The organism is Vibrio sp. YYF0003 (assembly GCF_036350715.1).
In the GTDB taxonomy this organism is placed as follows: Bacteria; Pseudomonadota; Gammaproteobacteria; order Enterobacterales; family Vibrionaceae; genus Vibrio; species Vibrio natriegens.
Genome location: NZ_JAZDWA010000005.1, coordinates 208,772 through 225,928 on the forward strand (window position 1 = coordinate 208,772; position 17,157 = coordinate 225,928).

Consider the following 17,157-nt stretch of genomic DNA (forward strand, 5'->3'; position numbering starts at 1 on the left):
TTCCTAGTGGCGGGAATAATAGCGATAATAATCCCAAAAGAAAGTGATAAAAGGTGCAAAATAAAACCTTTTTAGTGATCAATGTCACAAAGGTATCTTTATTTACGGAACTTTTTATTTATTGCATTTTATTGCAATAAATATGTGATTTAGATCGTTTGCGTGGCGATTTTCGTGACTTTTTAAGCCAGTCGATTAACCAACAAAAACCGTTAGTGATCGGAGTGAACAGAGTTTCGTACTAGACGATGAACTAAAGAGGACTTATTGATGAACGAAGTTATGTTATTTCCACTTACTTCAGTTGTACTCCCTGAAGGAAAAATGAATCTGCGTATTTTTGAGCCTCGTTACATACGTATGGTGAAAGAGTGCAGTTCGAAAAATATGGGTTTTGGCGTCTGTCTGGTAGGTAACGACGGCGATCCGAAAGAAGTTGGAAACGTTTCTTCGATAGGTTCGTTAGTACGGATTGTTGATTTTGAAACATTAAGTGATGGGCTTCTTGGAATCACAGTGGTTGGTGAAAAACGCTTTAAGGTACTGCGCGTTAGAGCAGACTCCGATGGTTTAAGGCATGCCGAGGTTGAGTGGATGGACAACTGGGCTGTTCCGAAAGGGCTGTACAGCTTTGATTACTTAAGTCAACAGCTGGCTTACGTTTATGAGGAGTTCCCTCAGCTTGGGTCACTTTATGAGCACCGCTTTTATGACGACCCATCTTGGGTCACACAGCGTTGGCTTGAGCTACTGCCGTTGGAATGCCACCTGTTCGATAGGTTGGCAGGAGCAGAGGATTGTCTTCCAGCTTTGCATTTTCTACACCAAGCACTTGAAGCCCCTAAAAACAAAGAGGCACGGTTATGAAACTAACAGGTAAAGCGGTTCTGGTTTTAATGGGATCTCTGGGATTGGCTGCGTGTGGTTCAGACAGCGATACAATAGAGTTCTCCAATGTTCAGGCAGTGCATGCATCAGCAGATGCACCACTGGCGAATGTATGGATTAACGACAAAGCTACGCTAACTGGCGTCGATTATGGTGTTGGATCAGGGTACATGATGGTTCGTGAGGGCAGTAACGCAGTTCAGGTCGATGTGCAGTTGCCAGGCAGTGAGGTGGCAACAGTAGTGCCAAGAACGTTGCTCGATCTCGATTCAGACCTCAAGTACACCGTGTTTGTGGTCGGTGATGCCGACGGTAACCCAAATCCTGTTGAGCCACTAATTGTGACACGCCACGCGGAGTCGATGGCGGATGAAAGCTCTCTGGATGTACAAATTGTGCACGCTGCTTCAGGCGTTCCAGCTGTGGATGTGTACGTGACAGATCCAGGGGCTGATTTATCGACAGTCATGCCTTTAACTAATCTTGCTTATAAAGCGGCGACAGACACGCTTAATATCCAGGCTGGTGATTATCAAGTGAGATTGGCGGTTGGGGATGATGTCGTGTTTGATTCTGGAACGCTTTCATTGGCGGGAAATGCTAACTTAACTATCGCTGCCATTAAAACCGGCGACTCCAGCAGCTCTTCTCCCGTTAAGTTGTTGGTTTTAGATGGTTCGGGATCTTCTATAATTCAGGATATGGGCAGCCAAGCTGAAGTTCGGGTTGGGCATGTCGTGGATGGTGCACCAGCTGTAGACGTGAATGTAAATGATGCTCCATTCGCTCCACTTGCTGATTTAGCCTTCAAAGAAATTCGCGGCTATTTGGATCTTGATCCTCAGTCTTATGACATCGATGTTTTCGTTGATGGTACCACCACAGACCCTATTTTCAGTATTGACGATTTATCTGTGGAAGCAGGGATGGATTACAGTATCTACGCTGTTGGCGTTGTGAGCCCTTCGGTCGCTGTGGAACCTTTAATTGTAGAGGACATGAGAAGAGCAGTGGCCACCAGTGCGACATTGAATATCACTCATGCAGCGGCAAATCCGGTTGCTGAGAACGTGGATATTTACCTCACTACCAGCGCTGGTATAGACGGTAGTGATCCAACCGTTTCTGATTTTACGTACAAAAAGAGTCTGAAAGGACTTTACGTTGAGGAAGGAACCTACTTTGTCACTGTCACTGCAGCAGGCGAGCCTAATACTGTTGCAATAGATTCTGCTCCTGTGGATTTGATGAACGGTGTGGTCTATCAAGTCGTAGCGATAGACGATGGCAATAGTGGTGGTTTCAACCTGTTAGTTAATGACATCACAGACTAGGACGGAGTGGGAGGGCGAGACTCCTCCCTACGATAAGGCCGATATGATGAGTGATAGCCGACAAAAACTGGGACGGCATGAATGGAACGCGTATATGGACAAAGTCAAAGCACGAGATCAAGACGCCTTTGCTTTTGTATTCCAATTTTATGCCCCCAAATTAAAACAGTTCGCTTATAAGCACGTAGGGAATGAGCAAGTCGCAATGGAAATGGTACAAGAAACCATGGCCACGGTTTGGCACAAAGCTCACTTGTACGATGGAAAGAAGAGTGCGTTATCTACTTGGATATACACCATCATCCGCAACTTGTGCTTTGACTTATTACGAAAGCAAAAGGGCAAAGAGCTACACATTCATGCGGATGACATCTGGCCTTCAGAATATTATCCACCAGATCTCGTCGATCACTACTCTCCCGAGCAAGACATGCTGAAAGAGCAGGTAGTGAAATTTTTAGATACATTGCCGAAAAATCAAAGAGACGTTTTGCAAGCGGTATATCTTGAAGAGTTGCCGCATCAGCAAGTGGCAGAACTGTTTGATATCCCACTTGGCACCGTTAAATCTCGTCTAAGACTTGCGGTAGAGAAATTAAGACATTCAATGCATACGGAGCAACTATGAACAATCATCCAGATAACAAATTGCTAGAAGCTTATGCTTTGGGCAGCATTGATGCGGTTTCTGGTCTTGTGGTCGCGACGCACTTAGAAACATGCTCCAAGTGCCGAGACTACGTCAATCGGGTAGAAGCAGAGCAAGCGAATGTCGTCAGTAACGTTCCTTGTGTTTACGTGCCTGAATTTGATGACATGTTTAATGCCATTGTTACGGCCCCTCCCATGCGAGACAGTGTCATTATTAGAGACTCAGCAAAAGTGTCCGTGGCAGGCAAAAGCTTTGAGTTACCCAAAACTCTGAGCCGTTTCTCTGATTTGGTCGGCTCTTGGAGAAGTTATGGCGGCAAAGTATATAGTGCTCAAATTGATTTGGGCGAAGATGCCAGAGTAAACCTCATGTATATCAGTGAAGATGTGCAGATTCCTCAACATACGCACAAAGGAATAGAGTCAACCTTGGTCTTACATGGCGGATTTAGCGATGAGGATGGTGAGTACGAAGAGGGCGACCTGATGATTCGTGATGCGTCTGTTAAGCACAGCCCGTATACGAAAGCCGGGGAAGATTGTTTGTGTCTTACTGTCTTAACTGAGCCAATGATATTTACTCAGGGTGTGGCAAGAATCTTCAATATGTTCGGTAAGGGGCTTTACCCTTAAACGTCAGCAGCTTCCCACAATGCTGTTTTTAAAAGAACCACCGTTTTGCGGTGGTTCTTTTGTTTCCAGTGATTTAGTGTTTATGGCGTGCTTTTTCTAGCAGGTCATCAAAGTAGTGGCGTAGTGAATACAGCATGATCAAACTTGGTATCACCATAACCGCTGTAAGAATGAAGAAGGTACTCCAGTCATTAAGGTAATCTACTAGCTCACCACTGAATGAGGCCAGAGTGGTTCGTCCAAAGTTGCCTAAAGACGCCAGCAATGCGTATTGTGTTGCTGAAAACGCTTGTCCGGTTAATAACGTTAAGAAAGAGACAAACGCCACGGTTGAGAATGCTGTAGTAAAGTTATCGACAATGATAGTGGCTAAGTACAGGTGTTCATTAGGGCCGACAGAAGCAATCCAAGCAAACATCAGATTACTTGCCGACATGGCAATGCCACCGATCATCAGGCCGCGAACCAGGCCAAACCTCACATTGAACATACTGCCTACTAAGGTAAAGAATATTGTCGCGCCCCAGCCGATTAGCTTGGAGTAGTAGCCAATTTGTTCGTTACTAAAGCCGATATCTTTATAGAATGCAATCGACATCCGGCCTAAGAAGGCTTCGCCAATTTTGAACAAGAAGACGAAGAGCAATAAAGTTATCGCAACGCGCACCCCATTTCGGTTGAAGAAATCCAGGAAAGGCTCAACGACGGTTACTGTAAACCACGCAACGATTCTAGAACCAACTACTTCTTTGTGACGTTGTTCTGCTTCAGACTGTAACTGCTCACGTTGAGTTTTAGGTTCTCCGACTAAGAGTGTAAACACCATTAAAACAACAACGATAAATGCCATTCCGTAATAAACGCCATTCCAGCCGATGCTATCAGCATTAATAAACGCTAAATAGCCAGGCAGGGAGTAGCCAGTCCACCATCCGATGACCGCCATTGCTGACGCCTGTGGCAGTTTAGAGGCTTCAGATTTTGGGAAGGTATCAATACGAAAAGCGTCGATGGCGATATCTTGTGTTGCCGATGCCGTCGCAATACACAGGGCTAAAACTGATGCAAAAGCCAGGTTTTGTGCCGGGTTTACATCTGCAATTAGAATGGTGGCGACAAGCACGATGCTTTGACAAAAGAAAATCCAACTGCGTCGCTGCCCAAGAAGACGGTGCAACAGTGGGAGTTTTAGCCGGTCTACCAGTGGAGCCCAGAGGAAGTTAATCGCATACACGGCAAAGACGCTACCAAAATAACCAATCGCAGAAAGCGTTAAGCCTGCATCTTTAAGCCAGCCAGACATGTTAGAGCCGATCAATACCCATGGGAAGCCGCTTGAGCATCCCAGCATAAAGACCCATAACAAACGTTTATCGAGGTAACTTTTTACCGTTTCCAACCAAGTGATGGAAGGTAATGAAGACATAGATTAATCCAATAAAATGACGCCGTTGAAAGAGAAAACCCTTCGAATATTCAAAGGGTTTATGATGGCTATTTGAGTAATGTTGCTTTCGTGATGACGATTTGAGTTTCTGGTACGTCACGCATTCGGCCAGATGAAGATGTTGGCTGTTTTGCCATGTTTTGGATGACGTCAAAGCCTTCAGTTACCTGACCAAAGACTGCATAACCCGGTGGTCGAGCGCCGTAGTTAAGAAAATCGTTATCCACCAAATTAATGTAAAATTGGCGAGTAGCCGAGTCCGGCGCGTTGGTGCGAGCCATCGCGATAGTCGCCTGGTCGTTATTTAAGCCGTTATTACCTTCATTTTTGATAGGCTCGTACGTATCAACCATTTGCATCTCTTGGTTGAAACCGCCACCTTGCGCCATAAAACCCGGTATTACACGGTGGAAAATCGTGCCTTCGTAGCTGCCATCCTCAACATATTTAAGGAAGTTCGCCACCGTTATTGGTGCTTTCTCTTCATTTAACTCAACGGTAAATGAGCCCAGTGTTGTTTCAAACGAGACCTTAGGTCCGGCCCAAACGCTACAGCTGAGTAGCGCCAGAGAAAGAATTGCTTTGCGTATCATTAGAATCGCTCCTGCATGTACTGACGAAGTTCTGGGTCGTTGGCGATTTCTTTCAGAGTTAGATCAACCACATCGTTTAATGTCTGTTCGATATCTGAGTCTGAAGCGCTGAACGTACCGGAGCGATTTGCACTACCCGTATACGTTTTGACTAATCGGCCTTGTGGGTTTTCTGCTGTGATTTCTAATACAACCTTAGCACTCATCTCTTTTTCCATGACCGAATGCTTTACGTTCACGAGCGCTTCCTGAACTTTAAGTTCAATCACATTATTACTGTTAAGGTCTGAGTGGAATCCTTGGGATGAGAACTGCTTCTCCAACGCTTGCTCAAGAGCAATACGTAAATTCTGCTTCGCGTGGAGAGGAAGAATGTTAGAACGTCCATTATCCACCAACGCAACGTATTGAGCGGCACGTACATCTTTACTGATTAAGCTGTATGTTTTGCCTTGTACAATAGGATTGGTGCTAAGTGTGCTTTCAGGCATCAGGTTCAGTTGTACCTGTTGTGGGGCTGAACATGCAGCCAGCAAGGCAACTGAAGCCGCGATTACCAATTTTTTCATTTGATTATTCCTTGTAAACATTCTTCTCAGTAAGGAGCTTTTTTATTTTGCGTTTAATTTAGCAGGATTTTTTGTTGCCTGTAAAATCACGAACTTATTGTTAGACGCGACAAGATTCACATTGTTGGCACCAAACAGACGCTTGAGTTTAGCGTCGTAGCCAAGGTGTCGATTTCCTATGACAAGTAACCGACCGCCTTTGTTCAATACCTGCTTTGAATCGCAGAACATTTGCCATGCGATATGGTCGGTGATGGCTTGCTGCTGATGGAAGGGTGGGTTGCACATGATAAGAGAGCAGCTATCGTGATCAAAACCATCTAAGCAGTTGTTCGCGATGCATTGTACTTCGCGCTCTTCGCCTAAGTTATCCAGTAAATTCTGCTTAGCCGACTCCAGCGCCATAAAGCTTTCATCAACACAAGTCAGGCGAGCATTTGGGTTTAACTGCCCCGCTTTCACTGAGAGTACGCCGTTGCCACATCCAAGGTCGACAATATGAGTGATGGAAGCATCTTGAGGAATATGCTGCAACATAAATCGGGCACCCAAGTCTAAACTTTCGCCTGAGTATACATTTGGCAGATTTTTGAGCTGAATATTCTCGCCATCCACACTCCACGCCGTAATCGGGTCGACTTCGACAATCGGCTGAGCATTGGCTTGGGAGAAAACCAGTCGGTGCTTCTTCCAGGCAAGGGACGTTTTCGTTTCACCTAAATGCTTTTCAAAGAGTTTGAGCGTCGAAGTGTGGATCTCTTTGACCTTATTAACGCCAATAACCGGGCATGACTCAGGGAGCGCATTTCTAAGCTGGCTGAGTATCCAAGTCAGGTGACGATTGCTTTTTGGAAGTTGCAGCAAAACCAAGTCAGCATCTGCTGGAATGTCATCCATCGTGCTAAGAAATGTCACGTCTTTACATTGATTCGCTTCAAGGTTTACTTGAGTACCTTTATGAGAAATAAAAGAGTCGCTCATAAACGTCACACGATGTTTTTCAGAAAACCAGCAAGCCAAAGCGCCAAAGCTGTCATTGATTACCACAATATGTTGATTGTCGTTTAGCGCCAGCTCTTCGACATGATTAATCAAATATTCATCACCAGCGTCCCAAGCCTGCAGTGTTTCGTTGGAGCGCTTAGGGAAGCGGTGAAGCGTTAGGCTTCTGCCGTGAAGGTTCAGTTCGGTTTTCATAAGTAAACGTAGGTTGATTCAATAAACTAGGGAATATTGTCGCAAATGATGGCAAGTGTAGATACAAAAAGCTGTTAAATTTTGAGTTTACTTGCTTTTACGTTATTCAAAGGCTCAGACATGACTCAACTCTGAGTTTTAAACTATTGCGTTGATTGAGGTTAGGATTTAATTTTTAGACTTATACTTCAACAGCGAGAGCTGGATACTGCAAGTTACCGTGAGTTGGGTATATACTTATGAAATTCGAATCGATGAGGAACGAATATGATCCAAGAAATCATAGAGAAAAAGCTGCATAGTGAGCTGCAACCTAGCTACTTAAAAGTGATCAATGAAAGCTATATGCATAATGTACCGCCAGGTTCAGAAAGCCACTTTAAAGTCATCGTTGTCAGCGACTCGTTTGCTGGACATAGACTGATTGGCAGACACCGACAGGTTCATCAAATTCTCGCAGATGAGTTGGATAATCACATTCACGCATTAGCGATTCATACTTACACCGATGAGGAATGGAAGAGCGAGCAAAATGGCGCGCCTGATAGCCCAATGTGTGTCGGTGGTGGTCGTTAACGCCATTAAAAATAGATTTTTGAAAGATGGTGGAAACCATCTTTTTTTTCGTTTTACCAAGCGTAACACCAAAGAATAGAGCTATCCCGGTTAAAGAAATTACGTTAACAGTGTTTCAACAAATGAATGAAAATCAAAGATTGTTTCAGCCGGTGAATGTTGCTTTACCATACGGTATGTGTGGAATATTGTATTTGTGCGATTGGTCAAAGTTATGAGTATTCTTTGACCTTTTAGACCTTATTCTACCTAAATATCCGCTCTATTCTTATGATTGGTCATGGCATCAAGTTCCTAAAAAATGCTAGAATATTGCACCTGAGAAATCTCGAGTATTTCTTGTAACGAGATTTTTAATAGGATGTTGCGATTTTAGTGTTTAAAACAACACTGAAACCGGACACTAATGTCGTGTCTAAAAGTTACGCAATCAAAAGAATCTTTTTCCCGATAAAAGTAGTGCAAGTGCGTATGATTACAATAAAGAAGGGCTTGGATCTTCCTATCGCAGGAACTCCATCCCAGGTGATTAATGATGGTAAGACCATCAAAAAAGTCGCCTTGCTTGGCGAAGAGTACGTTGGCATGCGTCCAACCATGCATGTCCGCGTTGGTGATGAAGTGAAAAAAGCGCAAGTTCTTTTTGAAGATAAGAAGAACCCAGGCGTGAAATTCACTGCACCGGCAGCCGGTAAAGTGATCGAAGTTAACCGTGGCGCTAAACGTGTCCTTCAATCAGTAGTGATTGAAGTGGCAGGTGAAGAGCAGGTGACATTCGATAAGTTCGAAGCCTCTCAACTTTCTGGTCTAGATCGTGAAGTGATCAAGACTCAATTGGTTGAATCTGGCCTATGGACCGCTTTACGTACTCGTCCGTTTAGCAAGGTTCCAGCAATCGAGTCTTCAACTAAGGCGATTTTTGTAACTGCAATGGATACTAATCCACTAGCAGCTAATCCTGAGTTGATAATTAACGAGCAACAAGAAGCATTCGTTGCTGGTCTAGACATTCTTTCAGCCCTGACAGAAGGCAAGGTTTACGTATGTAAATCTGGCACTAGCTTGCCACGCTCTTCACAGTCTAACATTGAAGAACACGTCTTCGATGGCCCTCACCCAGCAGGTCTTGCTGGCACCCACATGCATTTCCTATACCCAGTAAATGCTGAAAATGTGGCGTGGAGCATCAACTACCAAGACGTTATTGCGTTCGGTAAGTTGTTCCTAACTGGTGAACTTTACACTGACCGTGTTATCTCTCTGGCTGGTCCAGTAGTGAATAACCCTCGTCTAGTTCGTACGACGCTAGGTGCTAGCCTAGACGACGTGACAGACAACGAGTTAATGCCAGGTGAAGTTCGTGTGATTTCTGGTTCGGTACTAACAGGTACTCATGCAACTGGTCCTCACGCTTACCTAGGTCGTTACAACCTACAAGTGTCTGTTCTACGTGAAGGTTATGAAAAAGAGCTGTTCGGCTGGGCAATGCCTGGTAAGAACAAGTTCTCTGTAACTCGCTCATTCCTTGGTCACCTATTCAAAGGTCAGTTGTTCAACATGACAACCACGACTAATGGTAGTGACCGTTCAATGGTTCCAATTGGCAACTACGAACGCGTAATGCCACTAGATATGGAACCTACTCTGCTACTTCGTGATCTATGTGCAGGCGATACAGATAGTGCAGCAGCACTTGGCGCTCTGGAGCTAGACGAAGAAGACGTAGCATTGTGTACCTTTGTTTGTCCTGGTAAGTACGAGTACGGTCAGCTACTTCGTGAATGCCTAGATAAGATCGAGAAGGAAGGGTAATTTTCATGTCTCTTAAAAAATTTATTGAAGACATCGAGCATCACTTTGAGCCTGGTGGTAAACATGAGAAGTGGTTTGCCCTTTATGAAGCAGCAGCAACGCTGTTTTATACTCCGGGTCTTGTAACAAAGAGAAGCTCACACGTTCGTGATAGCGTTGACCTAAAACGTATCATGATCATGGTTTGGTTCGCGGTATTCCCAGCAATGTTCTGGGGTATGTACAACGCGGGTGGCCAAGCTATCGCAGCACTGACTCACATGCACGCTGGTGACCAACTAGCGACAGTAGTAGCAGGCAACTGGCATTACTGGCTAACCGAAATGTTCGGTGGAACCATCTCCGCTGATGCAGGGGTTGGCAGTAAGATGCTACTAGGTGCGACTTACTTCCTACCAATCTACGCAACAGTGTTTATTGTTGGTGGTTTCTGGGAAGTTCTGTTCTGTATGGTGCGTAAGCACGAAGTTAACGAAGGTTTCTTTGTAACTTCTATCCTGTTCGCACTTATCGTTCCGCCAACACTTCCTCTATGGCAAGCTGCACTAGGTATTACCTTCGGTGTTGTTGTTGCGAAAGAGATCTTCGGTGGTACAGGTCGTAACTTCCTAAACCCTGCACTAGCAGGCCGTGCATTCCTATTCTTCGCTTATCCTGCGCAAATCTCGGGTGACGTAGTGTGGACTGCTGCTGACGGTTTCTCTGGTGCGACTGCTCTTAGCCAATGGGCTCAAGGTGGTAACGGTGCTCTAGTAAACACAGTTTCTGGTGCTCCTATCACTTGGATGGATGCTTTCATCGGTAACATCCCTGGCTCAATTGGTGAAGTATCGACTCTTGCTCTGATGATCGGTGCAGCGATGATCGTGTACATGCGAATCGCTTCATGGCGCATTATTGCGGGTGTAATGATCGGTATGATCGCGACAGCAACGCTGTTCAACGTTATCGGTTCTGATACTAACCCTATGTTCAACATGCCATGGCACTGGCACCTAGTTCTAGGTGGTTTTGCATTCGGTATGTTCTTTATGGCGACAGACCCTGTATCTGCTTCATTTACCAACAAAGGTAAATGGTGGTACGGCGCTCTAATCGGTGTAATGTGTGTTCTTATCCGTGTAGTTAACCCAGCGTACCCAGAAGGTATGATGCTGGCGATTCTATTCGCGAACCTGTTTGCACCTCTGTTCGACCACTTAGTTATTGAGAAGAACATCAAGCGGAGACAAGCACGCTATGGCAAGTAATAACGACAGCATTAAAAAGACGCTGGGTGTTGTTGTCGGGTTGAGCCTTGTTTGTTCAATCATCGTATCAACAGCAGCAGTAGGTCTACGCGATAAGCAAAAAGCTAACGCTGTACTAGATAAGCAATCTAAGATCGTTGAAGTTGCGGGCATTGATGCTTCAGGTAAAAAAGTACCTGAGCTATTTGCACAATACATTGAACCACGTCTGGTTGACTTTAATACTGGTGACTTTGTAGAAGGTAACGCTGCAACTTACGATCAGCGTAAAGCTGCAAAAGATCCTGCTGAGTCTATCAAGCTATCTGCTGAAGATGACAAAGCGAAGATCCTTCGTCGTGCGAATACAGGTGTTGTATACCTAGTGAAAGACGGCGACGCAGTATCTAAAGTTATCATTCCGGTTCACGGTAATGGTCTTTGGTCTATGATGTACGCATTTGTTGCTGTTGAAACAGATGGCAACACAGTATCTGGTATCACTTACTACGAGCAGGGTGAAACTCCTGGACTTGGTGGTGAAGTTGAGAACCCAAGCTGGCGCGCGCAATTCGTAGGCAAGAAACTGTTTGACGAAAACCACAAACCAGCTATCAAGGTTGTTAAAGGTGGTGCGCCAGCAGGTTCTGAGCACGGTGTTGACGGCCTGTCAGGTGCGACACTAACTAGTAACGGTGTTCAACACACATTTGACTTCTGGTTAGGTGACATGGGCTTTGGTCCATTCCTAGCAAAAGTTCGTGACGGAGGTCTGAACTAATGTCTAGTGCACAAAATGTTAAAAAGAGCATTCTAGCGCCAGTATTGGACAACAACCCAATCGCGCTACAGGTTCTTGGTGTATGTTCTGCTCTGGCAGTAACAACTAAACTAGAAACTGCGTTTGTTATGACGCTGGCAGTAACGTTTGTAACTGCTTTGTCTAACTTCTCAGTATCTCTAATCCGTAACCACATTCCTAACAGCGTACGTATCATCGTTCAGATGGCTATCATCGCATCGCTAGTAATCGTGGTAGACCAGGTGCTTAAAGCTTACCTTTACGATATCTCTAAACAGCTATCAGTATTCGTAGGTCTTATCATCACGAACTGTATCGTAATGGGTCGTGCTGAAGCATTCGCAATGAAATCTGCGCCAATCCCATCTCTTATCGATGGTATCGGTAACGGTCTTGGTTACGGTTTCGTTCTTATCACTGTTGGTTTCTTCCGTGAGCTATTCGGCTCGGGCAAACTATTTGGTATGGAAATCCTACCTCTAGTGAGCAACGGTGGTTGGTATCAGCCAAACGGCCTGATGCTTCTAGCGCCATCAGCATTCTTCCTAATCGGCTTCCTAATCTGGGCAATCCGTATTCTGAAACCAGAACAAGTAGAAGCGAAGGAGTAAGGACGTCATGGAACATTACATTAGTCTGTTAGTTAAATCGATTTTCATCGAAAACATGGCTTTGTCTTTCTTCTTAGGTATGTGTACGTTTCTTGCGGTATCTAAGAAAGTTAAGACCTCTTTTGGTCTAGGTGTTGCGGTTGTAGTAGTACTTACTATCGCTGTTCCAGTAAACAACCTTGTTTACAACCTAGTATTGAGAGAAAACGCTTTAGTTGAAGGTGTCGATCTTAGCTTCCTAAACTTCATCACCTTTATCGGTGTAATCGCTGCACTTGTACAGATCCTAGAAATGGTTCTAGACCGTTTCTTCCCACCTCTGTACAACGCGCTAGGCATCTTCCTACCGTTGATCACAGTAAACTGTGCGATCTTCGGTGGTGTATCTTTCATGGTACAACGTGACTACAACTTTGCTGAATCTGTTGTTTACGGTTTCGGTTCTGGTGTGGGCTGGATGCTAGCAATCGTTGCTCTTGCAGGTATCCGTGAGAAGATGAAGTACTCTGACGTACCTCCTGGTCTACGTGGTCTAGGTATCACGTTCATCACTGTAGGTCTAATGGCGTTAGGCTTTATGTCTTTCTCTGGTGTTCAACTGTAAGTCGGGTAAACCGCAACAATTAAGGAATAGTCAATGGACATTATTCTTGGTGTAGTGATGTTTACTCTGATCGTACTTGCTCTAGTACTAGTGATTCTTTTCGCTAAGTCTAAGCTTGTACCAACAGGTGACATTACAATTTCTGTGAACGACGACCCTAATCTGGCGATCGTTACACAACCAGGCGGTAAACTACTAGGCGCTCTTGCTGGCGCTGGTGTTTTCGTTTCTTCTGCCTGTGGTGGCGGTGGCTCATGTGGTCAGTGTCGCGTAAAAATTAAATCTGGTGGTGGTGATATCCTTCCTACCGAGCTTGACCACATTACTAAAGGTGAAGCACGTGAAGGTGAGCGTCTAGCATGTCAAGTTGCAATGAAAACAGACATGGACATCGAACTTCCAGAAGAAATCTTCGGCGTTAAGAAGTGGGAATGTACAGTTATCTCTAACGATAACAAAGCGACATTCATCAAAGAGCTTAAGCTACAAATTCCAGATGGCGAATCAGTACCTTTCCGTGCTGGTGGTTACATCCAGATTGAAGCGCCTGCTCACCACGTGAAATACGCTGACTTCGACGTACCAGATGAGTACCGTGAAGATTGGGACAAATTTAACCTGTTCCGTTACGAGTCTAAAGTAAACGAAGAGACAATCCGCGCTTACTCAATGGCTAACTACCCAGAAGAAGAAGGCATTATTATGCTAAACGTGCGTATCGCTACGCCGCCGCCTAATAATCCTGACGTACCACCTGGTATCATGTCTTCATACATTTGGTCTCTTAAAGCAGGTGACAAGTGTACGATTTCTGGTCCATTTGGTGAGTTCTTCGCGAAAGACACTGATGCTGAAATGGTATTCATTGGTGGTGGTGCTGGTATGGCTCCGATGCGTTCGCACATCTTTGACCAACTTAAGCGTCTGAACTCTACTCGTAAGATGTCTTTCTGGTACGGTGCACGTTCTAAGCGTGAAATGTTCTACGTAGAAGATTTCGACGGCCTACAAGCAGAAAACGACAACTTCGTATGGCACTGTGCTCTATCAGATCCAATGCCAGAAGATAACTGGGATGGTTACACTGGTTTCATCCACAACGTACTGTACGAAAACTACCTGAAGGATCACGAAGCTCCTGAAGATTGTGAATATTACATGTGTGGTCCACCGATGATGAACGCGGCTGTTATCGGCATGCTGAAAGATCTTGGTGTAGAAGATGAAAACATCCTTCTAGATGACTTCGGTGGTTAATCCATCTAAGTAATTGAAATTTGTGGCTGACTCTTACGGGTCAGCCATTGTTTTTTCTGAATATTAATTGATATAGAAAATCGGTTTATATCGACACAACTTATTCTCTATATCCATTTCAATTTTCCATAGGAGTTAAACAAGTGAAAAAGTGGCTTGTTGCTTTTGCTTCTCTTTTAGTTCTTGCAGGTTGTGAACAGCCAGCAGAGCAAGTACATCTAACTGGCCCTACAATGGGGACGACTTACAACATTAAATACATTGCTGCGGAAGGTATTCCAGCTGCGGCTGAACTACAAAAAGAAGTCGACCGTTTACTCGAAGAAGTGAACGATCAAATGTCGACTTACCGTAAAGATTCAGAGCTAAGTCGTTTCAACCAGTACACCGAATCTGATGCATTTGAAGTATCACCTCAAACCGCGACCGTTGTAAAAGAAGCGATTCGATTGAACAAACTAACGATGGGTGCACTGGATGTGACCGTAGGGCCTCTGGTTAACTTATGGGGCTTTGGCCCGGAAGCTCGCCCTGAAGTCGTGCCAAGTGATGAAGAACTAGCGGCGCGTCGCGCAATGACAGGTATCGAACACCTAGAAGTTGCAGGTAACACACTGAAGAAAGACATTCCAAACCTATACGTAGACTTGTCTACCATCGCGAAAGGGTGGGGCGTTGACGTTGTGGCAGATTATATCCAATCTCAAGGCATCATGAACTACATGGTGGAAGTCGGTGGTGAGATGCGCGTGAAAGGTATTAACCGTGAAGGTGTATCTTGGCGTATAGCGATTGAGAAGCCGTCTGTTGAAGAGCGAGCTATCCAAGAGATCATCGAGCCGGGTGAGATGGCTATTGCAACCTCTGGCGATTACCGTAACTATTTTGAACGTGATGGCATTCGTTACTCGCACATCATTAATCCAGAAACAGGGAAACCGATCAACCACAAAGTGGTATCAGTAACGGTACTGGACAAATCGTCGATGACTGCAGACGGTCTAGCGACTGGCCTGATGGTGATGGGCGAAGTAAAAGGGATGCAAGTAGCACAAGAAAACAATATTCCGGTGCTAATGATTGTTAAGACCGAAGATGGCTTTAAAGAGCTGGCATCTGATGCCTACAAGCCATACGTAAGCCAATAATTACATAAGTGAGCATGTCTTTATGAGTACATTTCTAATTACATTTGCCGTGTTTGTCGCTGTGATTGCGGCAATGTCGATCGGCTATATCATCCAGAAAAAAGTTGTAAAAGGTAGCTGCGGCGGCCTCGGTGCTGTAGGCATTGAAAAAGTATGTAACTGTCCGGAGCCTTGTGACGCTCGTAAAAAGCGCGAAGCTCGTGAAGCTGCACGCGCAGAGAAGCTGGCGGCTTGGGAAAAAGACCGAATCGCGTAACTCTGTAAAGAGTAATTATCAGACATTAATAACCCAGCTTTATGCTGGGTTATTTTTTATCGTCTGCCTGACAGGGTATATACTCTTGGTTAGTGATCCTGTTTGAGGAGGTAGATATGGAAATGCATCAACACGGAATGACCGAATTGTTTGAGCAGCTCGGTTTAGGTAGTTCACCAAGGGAAATTAAAGACTTTGTGAATAACCATCGACATAAACGTGATTCTGCGCCGATATATGAAGCGAGCTTTTGGACACGCTCACAGTCAGCTTTCTTGAAGCAGGCTATTGAGCAAGATGCGGATTGGGCAGAGTTGGTCGATCAACTGGACGTTATGTTGCGGGACTAACAAACGCAATAACTGAGCAGTCAATGACTTACCAAGCATAGTGAGTTTGACGGTTAATTCGCCCGTTAAACTTTCATTTTCTTCGGCTAGGAAATTATCTATACTGTATTTTTAAACAGTGTAATGTGGGTTATGTCAGAGCGAATCAGAAAAATCATTCATGTCGATATGGATTGTTTTTATGCTGCCGTAGAGATGAGAGATAACCCAAATTACCGAAACGTCGCACTGGCTGTCGGTGGCCATGAGAAACAGCGTGGGGTGATTAGCACCTGTAACTATGAAGCACGTAAGTATGGCGTGCGCAGTGCGATGCCGACTGCTCGGGCGTTACAGTTGTGTCCCAATCTGGTTGTTGTGCCGGGACGCATGCATGTTTACAAGCAGGTTTCTCAGCAGATTAGAGCGATTTTTGAACGTTATACCCCCATTATTGAACCCCTATCTTTAGATGAAGCCTATTTAGACGTGACTGATGCCACAGCATGTCACGGTTCCGCGACACTTATCGCTGAAGCCATTCGAAAAGATATCTGGAATGAGCTTAGTTTGACGGCTTCTGCAGGGGTCGCACCAATCAAGTTTCTCGCCAAAGTTGCGTCAGATATGAACAAACCCAACGGCCAGTTCGTGATTCCTCCAGACAAAGTTCAGCAAGTCGTGGACAAATTACCATTGGAGAAAATTCCGGGTGTGGGCAAAGTCAGCTTGGAAAAACTGCATCAAGCGGGTTTCTACCTTTGTGAAGACATTAAAAACAGTGATTACCGAGAGTTGCTGCGTCAGTTTGGCCGCCAAGGTGCGTCGTTATGGAAACGGAGTCAGGGAATTGATGACAGAGAAGTGGTCGTTGAACGAGAGAGAAAGTCTGTCGGTGTGGAGCGCACGTTTAGCCAGAATATCTCCACTTACGACGAATGTTGGCAGGTAATAGAAAGTAAACTTTATCCCGAGCTTGAGAAACGATTAGAGCGCGCTAGCCCTGACAAGTCGATCATCAAGCAAGGCATAAAAGTGAAGTTCGCCGATTTTCAGCTCACGACGATTGAGCACATCCATCCACAGCTTGAGTTAAATGACTTCAAAACTCTGCTTAAAGATATTCTCAAGCGCCAGCAGGGACGAGAAATCCGCCTTTTAGGCTTGAGTGTGATGCTCAAGCCGGAAACGCAAGCTCGCCAGCTCAGCTTCTTCTAAGCG

19 protein-coding genes are annotated in these 17,157 nt (G+C 45.0%); 15 read left to right on the forward strand and 4 right to left on the reverse strand.

Going from position 1 to position 17,157, the window contains the following annotated elements; translation table 11 throughout:
- The first annotated feature begins 270 nt into the window (after positions 1 to 270).
- Genes V1U08_RS15710 through V1U08_RS15725 form a run of 4 tightly spaced genes read left to right on the forward strand, consistent with a single transcriptional unit; the run spans position 271 to position 3,506 of the window.
- Positions 271 to 867, forward strand: coding sequence for an LON peptidase substrate-binding domain-containing protein (locus V1U08_RS15710; protein WP_020334301.1), 597 nt, complete (start codon positions 271 to 273; stop codon positions 865 to 867).
- Entirely contained in the window at positions 864 to 2,222 is a 1,359-nt protein-coding gene (locus V1U08_RS15715; protein ID WP_330470982.1) for a DUF4397 domain-containing protein, read from the forward strand. The genes V1U08_RS15710 and V1U08_RS15715 overlap by 4 nt, the downstream gene beginning before the upstream one ends.
- 43 nt (positions 2,223 to 2,265) lie before the next feature.
- Positions 2,266 to 2,850: an RNA polymerase sigma factor gene (locus V1U08_RS15720; RefSeq protein ID WP_014232801.1), complete on the forward strand. Its 585-nt coding sequence runs from the start codon at positions 2,266 to 2,268 to the stop codon at positions 2,848 to 2,850.
- Positions 2,847 to 3,506, forward strand: coding sequence for a ChrR family anti-sigma-E factor (locus V1U08_RS15725; RefSeq protein ID WP_020334298.1), 660 nt, complete (start codon positions 2,847 to 2,849; stop codon positions 3,504 to 3,506). Before V1U08_RS15720 ends, V1U08_RS15725 begins: the two co-directional genes overlap by 4 nt.
- Before the next feature lie 73 nt (positions 3,507 to 3,579).
- Here V1U08_RS15725 and V1U08_RS15730 read toward each other — a convergent pair whose 3' ends face one another.
- The 4 genes from V1U08_RS15730 to V1U08_RS15745 all read right to left on the reverse strand — a co-directional run bounded on the left by V1U08_RS15730 (position 3,580) and on the right by V1U08_RS15745 (position 7,312).
- A complete protein-coding gene (locus V1U08_RS15730; RefSeq protein WP_014232799.1) occupies positions 3,580 to 4,932 on the reverse strand; it encodes an AmpG family muropeptide MFS transporter in 1,353 nt (450 codons plus the stop codon).
- Positions 4,933 to 5,000: 68 nt separating this feature from the next.
- Positions 5,001 to 5,546, reverse strand: a complete 546-nt coding sequence (locus V1U08_RS15735; RefSeq protein ID WP_014232798.1) for a peptidylprolyl isomerase — start codon at positions 5,544 to 5,546, stop codon at positions 5,001 to 5,003.
- On the reverse strand, positions 5,546 to 6,115 hold the full coding sequence (locus tag V1U08_RS15740) for a YajG family lipoprotein (protein WP_014232797.1): 570 nt from the start codon (positions 6,113 to 6,115) through the stop codon (positions 5,546 to 5,548). Before V1U08_RS15740 ends, V1U08_RS15735 begins: the two co-directional genes overlap by 1 nt.
- 42 nt (positions 6,116 to 6,157) lie before the next feature.
- On the reverse strand, positions 6,158 to 7,312 hold the full coding sequence (locus V1U08_RS15745; protein WP_329350396.1) for a methyltransferase: 1,155 nt from the start codon (positions 7,310 to 7,312) through the stop codon (positions 6,158 to 6,160).
- A gap of 267 nt (positions 7,313 to 7,579) precedes the next feature.
- On the opposite strand from V1U08_RS15745, the gene bolA reads away from it, so the two are divergent.
- From bolA to dinB, 11 genes are all read left to right on the forward strand, one after another.
- On the forward strand, positions 7,580 to 7,888 hold the full coding sequence (gene bolA, locus V1U08_RS15750) for a transcriptional regulator BolA (RefSeq protein WP_014232795.1): 309 nt from the start codon (positions 7,580 to 7,582) through the stop codon (positions 7,886 to 7,888).
- 471 nt (positions 7,889 to 8,359) lie between these two features.
- Positions 8,360 to 9,700 (forward strand): Na(+)-translocating NADH-quinone reductase subunit A, encoded by a 1,341-nt coding sequence (locus V1U08_RS15755; protein ID WP_014232794.1) that lies wholly within the window; start codon positions 8,360 to 8,362, stop codon positions 9,698 to 9,700.
- A 5-nt stretch (positions 9,701 to 9,705) separates the two neighbouring features.
- The gene (locus tag V1U08_RS15760; RefSeq protein WP_014232793.1) at positions 9,706 to 10,950 is read left to right on the forward strand and encodes an NADH:ubiquinone reductase (Na(+)-transporting) subunit B; all 1,245 of its coding nucleotides are present in this window, start codon (positions 9,706 to 9,708) and stop codon (positions 10,948 to 10,950) included.
- Entirely contained in the window at positions 10,940 to 11,710 is a 771-nt protein-coding gene (locus V1U08_RS15765; protein WP_014232792.1) for a Na(+)-translocating NADH-quinone reductase subunit C, read from the forward strand. Before V1U08_RS15760 ends, V1U08_RS15765 begins: the two co-directional genes overlap by 11 nt.
- Entirely contained in the window at positions 11,710 to 12,342 is a 633-nt protein-coding gene (locus tag V1U08_RS15770; RefSeq protein WP_014232791.1) for an NADH:ubiquinone reductase (Na(+)-transporting) subunit D, read from the forward strand. Before V1U08_RS15765 ends, V1U08_RS15770 begins: the two co-directional genes overlap by 1 nt.
- A 7-nt stretch (positions 12,343 to 12,349) precedes the next feature.
- Entirely contained in the window at positions 12,350 to 12,946 is a 597-nt protein-coding gene (nqrE, locus tag V1U08_RS15775; RefSeq protein WP_014232790.1) for an NADH:ubiquinone reductase (Na(+)-transporting) subunit E, read from the forward strand.
- 33 nt (positions 12,947 to 12,979) lie between these two features.
- On the forward strand, positions 12,980 to 14,203 hold the full coding sequence (gene nqrF, locus V1U08_RS15780; RefSeq protein ID WP_014232789.1) for an NADH:ubiquinone reductase (Na(+)-transporting) subunit F: 1,224 nt from the start codon (positions 12,980 to 12,982) through the stop codon (positions 14,201 to 14,203).
- A 143-nt stretch (positions 14,204 to 14,346) separates the two neighbouring features.
- On the forward strand, positions 14,347 to 15,351 hold the full coding sequence (locus V1U08_RS15785; protein ID WP_014232788.1) for an FAD:protein FMN transferase: 1,005 nt from the start codon (positions 14,347 to 14,349) through the stop codon (positions 15,349 to 15,351).
- 22 nt (positions 15,352 to 15,373) lie between these two features.
- Positions 15,374 to 15,607: a (Na+)-NQR maturation NqrM gene (gene nqrM, locus V1U08_RS15790; RefSeq protein ID WP_014232787.1), complete on the forward strand. Its 234-nt coding sequence runs from the start codon at positions 15,374 to 15,376 to the stop codon at positions 15,605 to 15,607.
- Between the two features lie 116 nt (positions 15,608 to 15,723).
- The gene (locus tag V1U08_RS15795; RefSeq protein ID WP_014232786.1) at positions 15,724 to 15,957 is read left to right on the forward strand and encodes a DUF2789 domain-containing protein; all 234 of its coding nucleotides are present in this window, start codon (positions 15,724 to 15,726) and stop codon (positions 15,955 to 15,957) included.
- A gap of 132 nt (positions 15,958 to 16,089) precedes the next feature.
- Positions 16,090 to 17,154, forward strand: coding sequence for a DNA polymerase IV (gene dinB, locus V1U08_RS15800; RefSeq protein WP_014232785.1), 1,065 nt, complete (start codon positions 16,090 to 16,092; stop codon positions 17,152 to 17,154).
- Positions 17,155 to 17,157: the final 3 nt, after the last annotated feature.